Source organism: Candidatus Edwardsbacteria bacterium (assembly GCA_031082425.1).
In the GTDB taxonomy this organism is placed as follows: Bacteria; Edwardsbacteria; AC1; order AC1; family EtOH8; genus UBA2226.
This window is the reverse complement of the sequence record JAVHLB010000001.1, coordinates 31,991-46,776: the sequence shown is the minus strand read 5'-3', so window position 1 is coordinate 46,776 and position 14,786 is coordinate 31,991. Positions and strand designations below refer to the sequence as shown.

At 56.7% G+C, this 14,786-nt stretch carries 14 protein-coding genes, 1 tRNA gene, 1 other RNA gene and 1 pseudogene; 15 read left to right on the top strand and 2 right to left on the bottom strand.

Annotation, left to right across the window (positions count from 1 at the left end):
• Positions 1 to 34 precede the first annotated feature (34 nt).
• Together RDU76_00225 and RDU76_00220 are read right to left on the bottom strand one after the other, a co-directional pair.
• Positions 35 to 2,125 (bottom strand): DJ-1/PfpI family protein, encoded by a 2,091-nt coding sequence (locus RDU76_00225; protein MDQ7797353.1) that lies wholly within the window; start codon positions 2,123 to 2,125, stop codon positions 35 to 37.
• A 24-nt stretch (positions 2,126 to 2,149) separates the two neighbouring features.
• A complete protein-coding gene (locus RDU76_00220) occupies positions 2,150 to 3,175 on the bottom strand; it encodes a permease (protein ID MDQ7797352.1) in 1,026 nt (341 codons plus the stop codon).
• Between the two features lie 376 nt (positions 3,176 to 3,551).
• Here RDU76_00220 and RDU76_00215 point away from each other — a divergent pair, with 376 nt between their 5' ends.
• The 15 genes and pseudogenes from RDU76_00215 to RDU76_00145 all read left to right on the top strand — a co-directional run bounded on the left by RDU76_00215 (position 3,552) and on the right by RDU76_00145 (position 14,769).
• Positions 3,552 to 4,271 (top strand): C4-type zinc ribbon domain-containing protein, encoded by a 720-nt coding sequence (locus tag RDU76_00215; protein ID MDQ7797351.1) that lies wholly within the window; start codon positions 3,552 to 3,554, stop codon positions 4,269 to 4,271.
• A gap of 18 nt (positions 4,272 to 4,289) precedes the next feature.
• On the top strand, positions 4,290 to 4,871 hold the full coding sequence (locus RDU76_00210) for a ribonuclease HI family protein (protein MDQ7797350.1): 582 nt from the start codon (positions 4,290 to 4,292) through the stop codon (positions 4,869 to 4,871).
• A 13-nt stretch (positions 4,872 to 4,884) separates the two neighbouring features.
• An RNA gene (gene rnpB / locus RDU76_00205) (RNase P RNA component class A) lies at positions 4,885 to 5,295 on the top strand.
• A 23-nt stretch (positions 5,296 to 5,318) separates the two neighbouring features.
• Positions 5,319 to 7,022 (top strand): single-stranded-DNA-specific exonuclease RecJ, encoded by a 1,704-nt coding sequence (recJ, locus tag RDU76_00200; GenBank protein ID MDQ7797349.1) that lies wholly within the window; start codon positions 5,319 to 5,321, stop codon positions 7,020 to 7,022.
• Positions 7,023 to 7,085: 63 nt separating this feature from the next.
• Positions 7,086 to 8,369, top strand: a complete 1,284-nt coding sequence (locus tag RDU76_00195; GenBank protein MDQ7797348.1) for a pitrilysin family protein — start codon at positions 7,086 to 7,088, stop codon at positions 8,367 to 8,369.
• A 62-nt stretch (positions 8,370 to 8,431) separates the two neighbouring features.
• Positions 8,432 to 9,625 (top strand): pyridoxal phosphate-dependent aminotransferase, encoded by a 1,194-nt coding sequence (locus tag RDU76_00190; protein ID MDQ7797347.1) that lies wholly within the window; start codon positions 8,432 to 8,434, stop codon positions 9,623 to 9,625.
• Between the two features lie 132 nt (positions 9,626 to 9,757).
• A complete protein-coding gene (dut, locus tag RDU76_00185) occupies positions 9,758 to 10,219 on the top strand; it encodes a dUTP diphosphatase (protein ID MDQ7797346.1) in 462 nt (153 codons plus the stop codon).
• Positions 10,220 to 10,236: 17 nt separating this feature from the next.
• Positions 10,237 to 10,578: pseudogene (locus RDU76_00180) on the top strand (GxxExxY protein).
• A gap of 53 nt (positions 10,579 to 10,631) precedes the next feature.
• Positions 10,632 to 11,948: an MFS transporter gene (locus RDU76_00175; protein MDQ7797345.1), complete on the top strand. Its 1,317-nt coding sequence runs from the start codon at positions 10,632 to 10,634 to the stop codon at positions 11,946 to 11,948.
• A 4-nt stretch (positions 11,949 to 11,952) separates the two neighbouring features.
• The gene (locus tag RDU76_00170; GenBank protein MDQ7797344.1) at positions 11,953 to 12,849 is read left to right on the top strand and encodes a DUF58 domain-containing protein; all 897 of its coding nucleotides are present in this window, start codon (positions 11,953 to 11,955) and stop codon (positions 12,847 to 12,849) included.
• Between the two features lie 84 nt (positions 12,850 to 12,933).
• Entirely contained in the window at positions 12,934 to 13,086 is a 153-nt protein-coding gene (locus RDU76_00165; protein ID MDQ7797343.1) for a hypothetical protein, read from the top strand.
• 21 nt (positions 13,087 to 13,107) lie between these two features.
• Positions 13,108 to 13,506, top strand: a complete 399-nt coding sequence (locus RDU76_00160) for a hypothetical protein (protein ID MDQ7797342.1) — start codon at positions 13,108 to 13,110, stop codon at positions 13,504 to 13,506.
• A gap of 24 nt (positions 13,507 to 13,530) precedes the next feature.
• Complete coding sequence (locus tag RDU76_00155; GenBank protein MDQ7797341.1) at positions 13,531 to 14,010, top strand: hypothetical protein; 480 nt, start codon at positions 13,531 to 13,533, stop codon at positions 14,008 to 14,010.
• A gap of 114 nt (positions 14,011 to 14,124) precedes the next feature.
• Positions 14,125 to 14,202 (top strand) — tRNA-Ala (locus RDU76_00150).
• A gap of 123 nt (positions 14,203 to 14,325) precedes the next feature.
• Entirely contained in the window at positions 14,326 to 14,769 is a 444-nt protein-coding gene (locus tag RDU76_00145; protein ID MDQ7797340.1) for a hypothetical protein, read from the top strand.
• The last annotated feature ends 17 nt before the right edge of the window (positions 14,770 to 14,786 follow it).

Below are 14,786 nucleotides of genomic sequence, written 5' to 3'. Positions count from 1 at the left end.
CCCCATTCTACACCCAGATATGATATCATGCCGGTCACGGCAGTTTCACCAGTTTTAGCCAGGATTGCCCCTTTGGGGTGGAGAGACGACAAAGATAGACGCCGGAAGATACCCGTTTCCCGGATCGATCAAGGCCGTCCCACTGCGCATGGTGCCAGCCGGCGGCGATCGCCCCCTGATATAGTTGACATATTTTCTGGCCGGCAACGTTGTATATTCCCAGGTCGACCCGGGAGGTTGCATCTGTTTGGTACTCAATGCCGGCATTGGAGGTAAAGGGGTTGGGATAAGCCTTGATCATTGCTTTGCCCGGCACCATGGCCGGAGATTCTTCATCGATCCCACTGGGCCCGCTTCTCCCTATCTTGAGCAAAAGAATGTCATAAGAGCCCGAGCCGTAACTATCGCTTTGTCCCCCGATGACGTAATTCCCGTCCTGGTCCCGGCAGACCACGCTGGCCCAGTCGTGGCCAGGGCCGCCCAGGGTCAGCGACCAGCGCTGGCTACCCAGGGAATCGGTCATTACCAGGAAAAAATCGTTCTGCAGCGGCGTGCCGCTTTTGCTGGTACCGCAGATCATAAAGCCGCCGCTGTCGTTCGGGCAGGATCCATTGCCGTAGTCATAGGATGAATATCCGTAGAATTTCCGCCATTTCATGGTTCCCAGCGAATCGGTCCGGACCGCACAAATATTGAGCGGTGCGTTGTAGCTGCTCTCGCCCACCAGCAGGTATCCTCCGTCGCCAGCCCTGGTGATATGGTTGGCCCAATCGAAGGGTAATGTTCCGTTGGTGCCGTAACCCTTGGCCCAGGTCTGTTGTCCCGAAGCATCGGTTCGTACCAGGTAGTAATCCTGGTTGTTGGTGGTCAGCTCCGGAGAACCGGTGGCTCCGGTCAGGGCGTACCCGTCAGCCAGAGGCAAGAGGGAACGCCCCATGTCGCTGCGGCTGCCTCCGAAGATCCTGGTCCACAAGGTATCGCCCAGCGAATCGGTTTTGACCAGAAATAGCTCATCCTCCCCGGCACCCCGGGAGTCGGTATGTCCGCCGACCACAAATCCGCCGTCCGGGCTTAGTGCGATGCTGCGGCCGACCTCGACCAGGCTGTCTCCTATGGTTTTGGTCCAAAGGGTATCACCCAGGCTGTTTGTCCTTATCAGCCAGATATCCCTGGACCCGGCTCCGGCCGAGGTGGTGTATCCGGCAATGATGAATCCGCTGTCGGGGGTCTCGGCCATTCCGTAAGCACACTCCCAGCCGGTTCCGCCGTAGGTCTTGGCCCAAAGAAGGCTTCCGCCGGAATCAACTTTCGCCAAAAAGATGTCGGGAGTGCCTCCTCCATCAGGATAGACGAATCCCGTCAGGCCAAAACCCCCGCCGCCGGTGGGCACAAGGGCCGTGGCCCCCTCGGACCCGGTTCCCCCGATGGCCCAGGCCCACAAGGTCCCCGCCATTGCGACCGGGGTGACAGAGAAGGAATTCTTGCTGCTGTTTGATACCTTCGTGTTGGCCAGCTGTGATTCCAGGGCCAGGGCCAGGGCTTCGCAGTTCTTTACGTGATAGAATTGGTTGCGGACACAGGTCACGATGTTGCCGTCGACCACCGGCGGGTGGTCGTCTCCAAGGTAAGTGGCGCCGGCCCCCAAATATTCACTCTGGTAGGCCGAGGCTCCCACCACCCGATGTCCGCTGATTACCCCGGCCTTGGCTAAGACCCTGACTGCGGCGCAGGGCGCCCAGATCGTCTTGCTGCTGCTGTCGGCGGCCCGGATCAGGCGCAGGGTGGTGGAGTCGTTGAGCAGGTCGGTATAAGAGGCTCCGGACCGCCAACTGGCCGGCATGATGGCCAACGCGTCAAAATCCTCCATTCCGGAGATATCAGAGATCAGCGTATCCACCGTGGTCGCAGGGATATAGCTGGCGTAAGGGCAGCGGCTGACGGTCTTGGTCAGAGCGGCTGTGGTGACCCGCCAGCCGTATCGGGCCATATCATCTTTGGTGTAGTAAGAATTGGGGCCGTAGTTACCGGAGTACAAGGCCAGGATCCTGTAATCTCCCCGGGCCGCACCCGTCAGCCAAAATAAAGCCGCCAGGCAGGCGATCAGTCTTTTGGTTCTGTTCACCATGTTCTCTCCTTTGCTTGGTTGGGTTTATGGATATATTCTGTTCAACAGGATGCCGATCAAAATGGTTCCGGTCACGATATGAGCCAGGAAAAGGCCCGTGGTCCTTTTTCCCAGCAGGTGCGACATCAACACCAAAGAGGTAGCGCAGACCGAAGACGAGGTCACCGAAAAGGCCAGGGCGGTTCCAAGCGGGAGGCCTTCGGCCATCAGTGGTTTAAGGAACACGATATCCGCTCCGTTGCAGAGATAGACCGGGACCCCGGCCAGGGTGGCCGCCAGGACCCCTAGCGGTGAACGCAGTATTCCGACGGCGTTCAGCCGCTCCAGAGGATTAAAAATAGCTATGACCACTCCCAGCGACCCGGCCATCAGAGCCGATGGCAGTATCCCTTTAACGGTTTCCCAGGTATCGGATAATACCGCCTGGGTGTGTTTCCCGCAATCCTTGCTGCAACCGGGGGCCCCAGCCTGTCCGGACAGCCTGGTCCCGGGTCGGCCGATCACCAGGCCGGAGGTCAGGGCCAGGGCCAGGGTAGCGGCAATTCGGGCCGCGGTGTAGGCCGGGCCGGCTACGGTCAATGATAGCAACAGTATCTGGGGACTAAGCAACGGGCCGGTCACCAGCAGGGCGGCCATGGCCGGCAGTCCCATCCGGTCCTTGAAACGGGCTGCCAGCGGCAGGATGCCGCAGGAACACACCGGGATCATGGCGCCGCATAAAAAGGCGGCCAAGGGATTGCTGGGGATCATCCGGGAATATTGCGTCAGGTGCCTTTCCAGGAGGACCGATAGGAACACGCTGGCGATGATCAGCAAAATCAGCTCTACCAGGTTTTCGTAAAGCAGCCCGGCCCAGCGTGGCAGGCTGGCATAAAGCAGACAGCGATCCCTGGTCTGGGGGGAGATGCCCCAAAATAAGCGGTAGAGGAGATCGAGCGAGAAACACAGCAGCGAAACGGCTACCAGCCCGCGGCCGGCCCGCGGCCCTCGGTGGCCGGAGGCACCATCCGGGCTTTTAGGATTCAGAGCGATTGCATTAAAAACTAACATATGTTATATATTATCAAATCATATTTTTCTTGTCAAGTAAAATCTAACATGTGTTAATAATTTTTCCAGCAGTCTGGCCGCCCGGAGGTGGCTTCAGCCGGCTTTGCTTTTGGCCGGTATCTTGACAAAGGAAGATTATTCGATGGGTGGTTTATCCCATGTTTTTTATTGACTTACCTCACCATTTGGTGCTAAAATGGAATGGACGAGCTAAAGAAAGAGAGCCCAATGAACCGTTCCCCAGTCATAGTGAAATGTAATTTCGAGATAGGTCGGCCGGACCAGAGCACTCCTGCCGGCAGGCATTGGTTCTAACCGGTGCGTTTCCCGATATAGGGAAACGCACTTTTTAATTATATCCGGAGAGACGATTACCATGAAAGACACCCTTCAAGCCATCTACCATATCCAGGAGCTGGACGACCGGATCAGGGATAGCCAGGGCCGGCTGGACCAGATACCGAAGGATAGCGCCGACATCCAGGAACGGCTCAAAGAATCGCGCTCCCGGCTGGACCAGGTCAACCGGCAGCAGGAAGATCTGACCAGGCAAAAAAAGGCCCTGGAGCTGGAGGTGGAACAGACCTCGGCCAATATCAAAAAACACCAGACCCAGCTGCTGGCGGTCAAGACCAACAAGGAATATACCACCATGCTCCATGAGATAGAAGGGGAGAAAAAGAAGATCTCCGATATCGAAGAGCAGATCCTGACCATCATGGAGAGCCTGGAAAAACTGGGCCTGCAGGAGGCCGAGGAAAAAGCGGTCTTTGCCTCCGCCGAAAATGACAGCCGGGGAAAACAGCAGGAGCTGGATAAGGAGGCGGCCGGGGTGTCGGCAAAATTGGCTGAGCTGATAAAGGCCAAGCAGGATTCCCTGACCGGCCTGCCCAAGGATATCCTGGCCAGCTACGACAAGATCGGCAAAGCCCGCAACGGGATAGCGGTGGTGGCGGTCAGGAACGGAGCCTGCGGAGGCTGCTTCGGCAACCTGCCCACCCAGCTGCTCAACCGTATCCGGGACATGGACAAGATAATAACCTGTGAGAACTGCGGCCGGATCCTGATCTGGCAGGATCCCAAACAACAACAATAACCTTATCGAGGTGCGGTTATGACCAAGGACAAGGACCAGGTATATTCCAAGCTCTCGACAGTGCTGCGAAAGGTGGCCTCCGGCCATCCCATGGAGGATATCTCGGAATCCATGGGATGCTCCAAGGACACTCTCAAGGAGGCTTTGGTGGCCCTGGCCGACAAGATCGAAACCGATTTCGGCGTCACCCAGGTGACGCTGGCCATCGACGGCGCGGCCCGGGGCAATCCCGGCCAGGCCGGGGCCGGGGCGGCCCTGCTGGACAGCCACGGGAAGGTTCTGGCCGAGCGCAGCCAGTATCTGGGCAGGGCCACCAACAACGAAGCCGAATATCAGGCCCTGATCTTCGGGCTGAAGCTGGCCAGAGAGCGGGGGTTTTCCAAGCTGTCCATTCAGACCGACAGCGAACTGCTGGCCAACCAGATAAAGGGCAGCTACCGCATCAAGGAGCCGAGGCTGAAAAAGCTTTTCGTCCAGGCCCAGGAGCTGCTTTCCCAGATGGATAAATGGGATATCCAGGCCATCCCCCGGGCCCAGAACCGGCTGGCCGACCGGCTGGCCAACCTGGCCATTGACAATCAGACCATTCCGGAATTATAATCAAGCCTATCTAGGACAGGACCGGGTGATCGCCCCGCTTTGGCGGGGAGGAAAGTCCGAGCTCCAGAGGGCAGGCAGCCCCGGGAAAACCGGGGGATCCGCCGGTAATGCGGCGGGTACGGAAAGCGCCACAGAAAATATACCGCCTTGTAGGGGCGGAATTTAATTCCGCCCCTACAAGGTAAGGGTGAAAAGGCGAGGTAAGAGCTCACCGCCTGGCAAGACAACTTCCAGGGCATGGCAAGCCCCTGCCGGAGCAAGACCAAATAGATTCCGCCGTTCCGCTGAAAAGCGGTATAAGGACGGCCCGTTCGGAAGGCGGAAGGGTAGGTTGCTTGATCCCGACCGTATGGCCGGGACCAGAGAGATGATCGCCGTCCCTTTAGGCGGGATACAGAACTCGGCTTACAGGTCCTGTCCCTTTTTAAGCAAAAACAAAGCAGGTATATGGAAAGAAAATGGATATTCCCCGAGGGCGGGGACGAACAACTGGTCAAGGAGCTGGCGGTCTCGTTGGAGGTGACCCCCCTGGTGGCCCGGCTGCTGCTGGTACGGGGGATAAAAAACGTCGATGAGGCCCGGCTGTTCCTGGACCCCCGGATGAGCGATTGCCATGACCCATTCACCATGAAGGGTATGGCGGTCATCGTTGACCGCCTGGAAAGGGCCCTCCGGGAAAAAGAGAGGGTCATGATCTACGGCGATTACGATGTCGACGGCATCACCGGGACGGCATTGTTGTGGCGCTCCCTGTCATACCTGGGGGGCGATGTCACCTGGTATCTTCCCAGCCGGGCCAAGGAGGGATACGGCATTTCTTCCAACGGCGTTGAAGAAGCCCGGAAGCGCGGGGTCAAACTGATCGTCTCGGTGGATTGCGGCATAACCGCTCATCAGGAGGTGGAGCTGGCCCGGTCTCTGGGCATAGAATGCATAATAACCGATCACCATGAACCCAAGGAAAGCCTGCCCAATGCGGTGGCGGTGCTGGATCCCAAACGTTCGGATTGCAGCTATCAGTTCAAGGAGCTGGCCGGGGTGGGGGTGGCCTACAAGATGCTGCAGGGGCTTTACCGGCACTTGGGCCTGGACGAAGGCCAGCTGCAGGAGAACCTGGACCTGGTGGCTTTGGGCACCCTGGCCGACATCGTTCCGCTGACCGGCGAGAACCGGGTGCTGGCAAAATTCGGGCTGGAGAAGATCCGCAGCAGCAGCAAACCCGGCATCAGGGCCCTGCTGGAGGTGACCGGCCTTACCGGGAAGCCGCTGGATTCCGGGCAGATCGTGTTCATGCTGGCCCCCCGGATCAATGCGGCGGGCAGGATCGGCGAGGCCGATTCGGCCTTGAGGCTGCTGATCACCGAGAACCAGGACGAGGCCTTTGCCATCGCCCGGACCCTGGATCAGGAGAACCGCAAGCGCAAGGAGATAGACGATCTGATCCTGGCCGATGCGGTCAGCATGGTGAAACAACGGGTGGACCTGGATCAGGTGATGGTGATAGTGCTGGAGTCCGAAAACTGGCATCAGGGGGTCATCGGCATCGTAGCCTCCCGGCTGGTGGAGCAGTTCTACCGCCCCACCATCCTGATCGCAGTGGACGGCGAGAAGGGCAAGGGCTCGGCCCGCTCCATCGCCGCCTTCCATCTGCACGAAGCGTTGAAGGGCTGCCAGGAGCATCTGCTGGGCTTCGGCGGGCATAAGTATGCCGCCGGGATGTCCATAGAGACGGCCAAGATCCCGGAGTTCCGACAGAAGATGAACCAGATAGCCAAGCAGACGCTGACCAGCGATGATCTGATACCCACCCAGGCGCTGGATGCTCTGGTGGATATGGACGAGGTGGATTCCAACACCGTCAGGAGTTTTGCCAAATTCGCCCCCTTCGGGCCGGGCAACCGCCATCCGGTGCTGGCCTCACAGCAGCTGCGGGTGGTGGGGAGCCCGTACATCGTTGGCAAGAACCACCTGAAATTCAAGGTCAAGCAAAAACAGCGGGTATTCGATGCTATCGGGTTCTCCTTAGGCGATCTGTTGGACGAGGTGGAGGATCCCGATGCCACGCTGGATATGGCCTTTGTGCTGGAGGAGAACGAATGGCAGGGGCAAAAGAAACTGCAGCTGCGCCTGAAAGATATCAAGGTCCGCTGACGCGGTTATATTGCCCGCCTCCCCGCAAAAATATATCATCATCAAGAATATTTCCGAATTTGAATGAGCATTATCTATAACCATTCGGTGCTTCCCAACGGCATAACCTTGGTAAGCGAGAAGATTCCCCACGTACGCTCGGTGGCCGTGGGGCTGTGGATAGCCCGGGGATCGCGGGATGAGCGGTCAAGCGAGAACGGCCTGTCCCACCTGGTAGAACATCTGCTGTTCAAGGGAACCCAGACCCGCACCGCCCGGGATATCGCCATCTTCCTGGAATCCATCGGCGGCCATCTGGACGCCTTCACCTCCAAGGAAGAGACCTGTTTCTACGCCCGGGTCCTGGACGAACACCTTCCACAGGCGGTGGACATCCTGTCCGACATCATCTCTCATCCCCGTCTTGACCCCCAGGATCTGGAGAAAGAGCGGAAGGTCATTCTGGAGGAGATCAAAACGGTCGAGGATACTCCCGACGAGATGGTCCACGAGCTTTTTTCCGAGGCCCTGTTCAGCGGTCACCCGTTAAGCTACCCCATTCTGGGCAGCCGGGAGAATTGCCAGTCTTTTAACATGGCGGACATACAGGCCTTTCGCCGCAAGAATTACCTTCCAGGAAACATGGTGCTGGCGGTGGCCGGGCGGGTGGAACACCAGGCCCTGGAGCAGCTGGCCCGGAGATATCTGGGCCGATACCAAACCTCCGCCGTTCCCAAGAAAACAGCCGATGCCGATATAAAGGCCCCGGGGTTATTGCTTAAAAGGAAAAAGACCTCCCAGGTGCACATCTGCCTGGGGATGCCGGCCCTGGCCTTCAGCGACCCAGGCCGCTATGCCCTGCTGGTGTTGAACACCATCTTCGGGGGAGGGATGAGCTCCCGGCTGTTCCAGAAGATCCGGGAGGAGGAGGGCCTGGCCTATTCCATCTATTCCTTCGCCGACCTGTATCGCGATACCGGGCTGTTCGGGGTCTATCTGGGGGTGGCGGTGGAGCAGACCAGAAGATCTTTGGAAACCACCCTGGCCGAATTCAAACGGCTGCTGGTGGAGCCGCCATCGCCGGAGGAACTGGAGAACGCCAAGGCCCAGCTCAAAGGCAATCTGATGCTGGGCCTGGAGAGCACTTCCAACCGGATGATGCGCCTGGCCAAGATGGAGATAAACCGGGAGCCCTACCGGGACCTGGGGCAGACCCTGGTTAAGATCGATGCCGTCACGGCCGATGATCTTTTAGCGGTTGCCCAAAGGGTGATCCGCCCGGAGGCTTTGGCGGCGGCCGTTCTGGGGCCGGTATCCGCCAGGGACATCTCATTGCCGCAACTGCGGGAGATGCTCCAGGGCAATTAAAAATAAATTTATAAATTCAAGTTTATAGGATGGCGATAATGAGCAAAGAGAAAAAGACGACCATGGGACTGTCCCAAAGGGCCCTGGGCATGCAGGCCTCTCCCATCAGAAGACTGGTGCCGCTGGCCGACGCCGCCAGGCAGAGGGGCACCCATATCTATCATCTCAACATCGGGCAGCCGGATATCGCCACCCCCAAGGACATCATGGATGCCATCCGCAATTTTGGCGAGGAGGTGCTGGCCTACGGCCCCTCCCAGGGGCTGCCGGCCCTGAGACAGGAGATAAAGAAATACCTGGAGCGGCAGGATATCATGGTTTCCCCCGATGATGTCCTGGTGACCACCGCCGGCTCGGAGGCCATCATCTTCGCCATGATGGCCATCGGCGATCCCGGCGACGAAATACTGGTTCCCGAGCCGTTCTATACCAATTATAACGGCTTTGCCACCATGGCCGGCATCAAGATCATGCCGGTGCCCACCGATGTGGAGGAGGGCTTCGCCCTGCCCTCCAAGGCCGAGTTCGTCAAGCGGATCACCGACAGAACCAAGGCCATCATGTTCTGTTCACCCAACAATCCCACCGGAGCCCTCTTTTCCAGAAAAGATCTGGAGATGCTGGCCGGCCTGGCCCAGGAGAAAAATCTCTGGCTGCTGGCCGACGAGGTCTACCGGGAGTTCACCTACGACGGAGGCTATCACACCAGCATCCTGCATATCCCGGGCATCGAGGATCGGGCCATTATGATGGATTCCATCTCCAAACGTTTTTCGGCCTGCGGGGCCAGGGTGGGCTGCGTGGTGTGCCGCAATCCCGAGATCATGCAGACCATGCTCAAGTTCGGGCAGGCCCGGCTGTGCCCGCCCACCATCGAACAGGTGGGGGCCATAGCCGGATACCAGACCATCGACAAATACCTCAAGAAGATGATCACCGAGTACCAGCGGCGCCGCGATGTGGTCTGCGAGGAGCTGGGGAAAATTCCCGGGGCCATCTTCAAAAAACCGGCCGGGGCCTTTTACATCATGCCCCATCTGCCGATCGACGATTCCGACAAGTTCGCCCAGTGGATGCTGACCGATTTCACGCATGAGGGCGCCACCACCATGGTGGCCCCGGGCGACGGCTTCTATGCCACGCCGGGCCAGGGCAAGCAGGAGGTCCGCCTGGCTTACGTGCTAAAGGAAAGCGACCTGCGGAAGGCCCTGAAAGTGCTGGCCAAGGGGATCGAGGCTTACAACCGCCGGAAATGATCCCGGAAAAATCTGACCACGGGGCGATCGGAGCATCGCCCCTTTGCATTTATTCAACAATTTTATTGTCAAACTAATGGGCAATTGATATAATAAGCAAGCGAACGGATAAAATAAATTATTAAAATTGTAATGAAATCTTTGAAAATAAAGATATCCCTGCTCTCCGATTCAGCCCGGATGCCGGAATATTCCACCGTCCATTCATCCGGGATGGACCTTAAGGCGGCTATCGGGAAACCCATAAAAATAAAACCCGGGCAGATAAGCCTGGTGCCCACCGGCCTGGCCCTGGAGATCCCGCCCGGCTTTGAAGGCCAGGTAAGGCCCCGGAGTGGCCTGGCCATAAAACACGGCATTTCCATCGTCAATGCCCCGGGCACTATCGACGCCGACTACCGCGGGGAGGTGGGGGTGATTTTGATCAATCTGGGAAAAAAAATATTCACCATTCAACCTGGTGACAGAATAGCTCAGTTGGTGATAGCTCCTGTGGTCAAGGCGGAGCTGGTCAAAGTGAGATCGCTGAACAATACGGCCAGGGGCCAGGGCGGTTTCGGCCACACCGGGGTGGGGAAACGCAGACAGGATTGACATGATTTCTTGCCATTATGGAAAATGACAGCCTGACAGAACAGATAATCAAATGTGCCTATAAAGTTCACAACACCCTTGGTTTTGGTTTTCCGGAAAAGACATATGAGAATAGCTTGATGATTGAATTGTCGAATTTTGGGTTAAAAGCTGAACAACAGAAGGCTATTTCCGTCAAATATGGAAGCACCGTGGTTGGAGATTATATTGCGGATATTATCGTGTAGGGATCAATTATTATCGAGGTAAAATCCGTGAATAATTTGGCAACAGAGCACGAAGTTCAATTAGTTAATTATTTGAAGGCAACCGTGAAAAGAACAGGCTTGTTGATAAATTTCGGCAAATATGTCGGGTAAAAAGAAAATACAGGGATCCCAAGTAATCATCATCATGTTAATCATGTCAAAAAATGCCTAAACAATCGGGACATTTTGCCGCGGCACTGTCGGAGCCCAAGTTCGCCCTGTTCGCCGCCGGGCAGCTGGTCTCCCAGTTCGGCGACTACCTGGCCCAGATGGCCCTGATCGCGGTGATCGGCGCCTACACCACCCGGGCCCCGCTGGCCTATTCCCAGATCACGGTGGCCATCGCCCTGCCGGCCCTGCTGTTCGGCCCCATCGTGGGGGTGGTGGTGGACCGCCGGGCCAAGAGCAAGGTGCTGATAGCGGCCGACGCCGGCCGGGCGGTGATCATCGGGCTGATCCCCCTGCTGATGAAACTGACCGGATCGGTGCTGATCCTTTTCCCGTTGGTGTTCATCTCCTTCCTGATGGGGCTGTTCGCCAGCGCCGCCCGGCTGTCCCTGATCCCCTACCTGGTGCCGCAGAACAAGATCTTCGCCGCCAATGCGGTGATGAACTTCATCAATAAGCTGGCCGGGATGGTGGGCTTCGTGGGCGGCGGACTGCTGGTGGTGGGAGGGTTCTGGCGGCATCTCAAGCTGCAGCCCTGGGAGGCCGGGTTCTATCTGGACAGCCTGACCTTCTTCATATCGGTGATCACCATTGCCATGCTCAAGACCGGGGAAAAAGTTATCGAGAGCCAAAAGGAGCCCGAACTGGTCCAGCTCTGGCGAAGGAGGATAAACAACCTGAAGACCGACCTCCAGGAGCTGTGGACCCTGATATTCTCCTCTCCCAAGGTAAAATTCGTGATGCTGTCGCTGCTGCTGGTATCCATCTTCGGCGGGACCCTCTATCCCCTGGTGGTGGTCATCGTCCAGAAGGGCACTGGCTCCGGCACCGGCGGGGTGGGGGTGCTGGGGGGCGTTTTGGCCCTGGGCATGATGTTGGGCTCCTTGTCCATCGGCTTTCTGGGACACCGCTACTCCCGCCGGATGATCATCGTCTCGGGGCTACTGGGGGTGGGGACCATGGTCAGCCTGTTCGCCCTGTGCCGCCACTACTGGCAGCTGCTGCCGGTGGGCCTGCTGATCGGTGTTTTTCTTTCGCCGGTGATGGTGGCCCAGGACACCCTGCTGCATGAATCGGCCCCCGACAAGCTGTGGGGGCGTATCTTCTCGGGACGGGACTTTGTCTTGAACGGAGGCTTCATGCTGAGCTCCCTGGTCTTCGGCTTCATGGCCCAGATCATCCTGCCCCGGCTGGGGACCACCAACCACGAGCGGGTGACCCTCTTCTGGTGCGGGATATTGCTGGCGGCCTTCAGTCTGGTGGCGGCCGGCATCGTGGTCAAGCAGAAAAAAGCCGAATCTTCTGGGGGATGACATCATGGCCACTGCTAAGGATTCCCTGTCCCCTGATTTTATCGCCCAGATAAAGGGGTTGGACATCAAGGCCCGGCTGGTGGTGGAGGGCTTTTTGACCGGCCTGCACAAAAGCCCCTATCACGGTTTTTCGGTGGAGTTCGCCGAATACCGCTCCTACATGCCGGGCGACGAGATAAAGCGGATAGACTGGAAGGCCCTGGCCAGGAGCGACCGCTACTACGTCAAGGAGTTCGAGGAGGAGACCAACCTAAAAGCCTATTTGCTGCTTGACAGCTCGGCCTCGATGGGTTACCATACCAGGGGCGGCGGGTCAAAATACCATTATGGCTCCTGCCTAGCGGCAGCCCTGAGCCTGTTGCTGCTGAACCAGCATGATGCAGCCGGCCTTGCCACCTTCCGGGAGGGCATCAGCAATTTCATGGCCCCCAGTTCCCGCCGTTCCCACTGGCGGCAGATGCTGGAGCTGCTGGACAAGGAGATCCCGGCAGGCAAGACCGATTTCGAGAGAATATTTTACGACCTGGCCGGGCACCTTAAACGGCGGGGGCTGATAATCATGATCTCCGACCTGTGGGACGGCTCCAATGCCGTGCTTAAGGCCTTGAAGCATTTTCGGCATCTTAAGCATGAGGTGCTGCTGTTCCACCTGCTGGACCATGATGAGCTGGCCCTGCCTTTTTCCGGCAAACTGGCCTTTGAGGATATGGAGACCGGGGAAAGGATCCAGCTGGATGCGGCCAGCGCCGCCCCGGAATACCGCCGGGCCGTAGCCAGCTGGCGGGAGGGACTGAGCCGGGAGTGCCGGAGGGATTTGATAGACTATATTCCGCTGGACACCAAAACCCCTTTTGACAAGGCCTTATTGTCTTACCTGCATAAAAGACAGCGTTTGGGATAATTAATAATTCCTATCGTTTTTGAAAGTCTTTTCGCGTCATTTTCGCCGAAGTAATAATAACCCTTAAATTAAGGAGGGATAAATATGCTTAAGGCAAATCAAACGCTGGATGACAGGCGTTTCGAAAACCGCCGCAAGAACCAGCGGCGACAATCACAAAACAACCAGGATAATTATAAAGGCCAGGCCGACCGGCGCAGCCTGGAAAGAAGATGCAACGAACGGCGTAAAGCGTAAAACCAAAACCAGAGGTCCATCATGCAGGAAAGAAAACTGGTCGCGCGGTACCTTGACGGACGGATAGTAAAAGGCCACACCCTGGACTTTTCGATGAACAAGGATGCCTTCCATCTTTTCTTCAATGGCGGGCCTGCCTCCTCATCCGAAGTCCGGATCGAGCAGCTTAAGGCGGTCTTCTTTGTCAAGGATTTCATGGGAAATCGCGAGTATGACGAGAGGCGTGATTTTGACGGCAGCTATCCGGTGAATTGTAAAAAGGTGGAGGTCACCTTCTTCGACGGGGAGAAGCTGACCGGCGTTACCGAGATGTACATGCCCAACCGAAAGGGTTTTTTCCTTTTTCCGGCCGACAAGAAGTCCAATACCGAAAAAGTTTTCGTGGTCAACAAAGCGGTCCAGGAGGTCAAATTTTTATAATGCAAAAATGCTTAAAAGGATGATATGAAAAAAACGGTTGCCGTTGTCATATTGGCGTTGGGCGTTTCCCTGGCCCAGGCCAACGGGCCGGTCAAGGGAGGCGGCGATTTCGGACTGGGACTGATAGCCGGGGAGCCTACCGGTATATCCTGGAAGCTGTGGAGCGGAAAAGAAAGGGCCTGGGATGGGGCGGTGGCCTGGTCCTTCATAGATGAAGGTTATCTGCGCCTTCATGCCGATTATTTATGGCATGATTTTCAGCTGATAGAGGTGGAGAGGGGCCAGCTTCCGGTATATTTCGGGATCGGCGGCACCCTGTGGTCCGGCCAGAGGGCTCATTATGAGAAACACTTCAATCTGGGGGTCAGAGGGGTGGTGGGCATGGAATATATATTTCCCCAGGCCCCGGTGGATATCTTCCTGGAATTGGCCCCCACCATAGGGCTGGTTCCCGAAACCGGCTTCGATGTCCAGGGCGGAATAGGTCTCAGATTTTTCTTTTAAAAATCGCCGGTAAATCGGCATCAATATACTTGACATTGAGCAGATTATTTGCTAAACTTATGAACGATATGCAGGTGCGGAGCATCTGTTTTGGGTACCGGTAAAAACATAAATGGGCCTGTGGCGCAGTTTTGGTAGCGTGCCTGACTGGCAGTCAGGAGGTCAGGGGTTCGAGCCCCCTCAGGTCCACCAGATATTAATTAAGATGCTTGCGTAGGCAATTGATTTACGGCTGAATTGCCGAAAAAACAATTCGGCGAGCGTCGTAAGGGTTGAGCACAGGCATACGCTTGTGCTTTGTTTTTAGGAGAGATCATGCCTAAATTTTTAAAGGTGTTGATATTTTTTGCCGTGCTCATTCTGCTGTATGCGGCGGTGGCGGTCAGCATTCCGTATATCCGTTTCTTCCACATCAAGGACAAGATGAAGGAAGCCGCCCAGAATGCCATGACCGAAAACGATGACACCATCGCCCGGGCCCTGGCCGAAAACGCCATGGACGACAAGATCCCACTAGTGGGAGACTATTTCTACCAAGTGCAGGATGAGAAGGGAAACAGGGATGTCTACGAACCGGAGTCCGAGGAGCAGCAGAGGGAATACCTGGAAGGAGCCCGGGAATATTTCCTGCAGAACATCATAAGGGCGGAGGGCCAGAACTATACCATCTCCATAGATTATACGGTGGAATTGTATTTTCCGTTTTATACTCATAGAATTAATTTCAGCCATAAGGAATCACAGCCGCTAGTCAGATAGGTATAAATAACAATCTG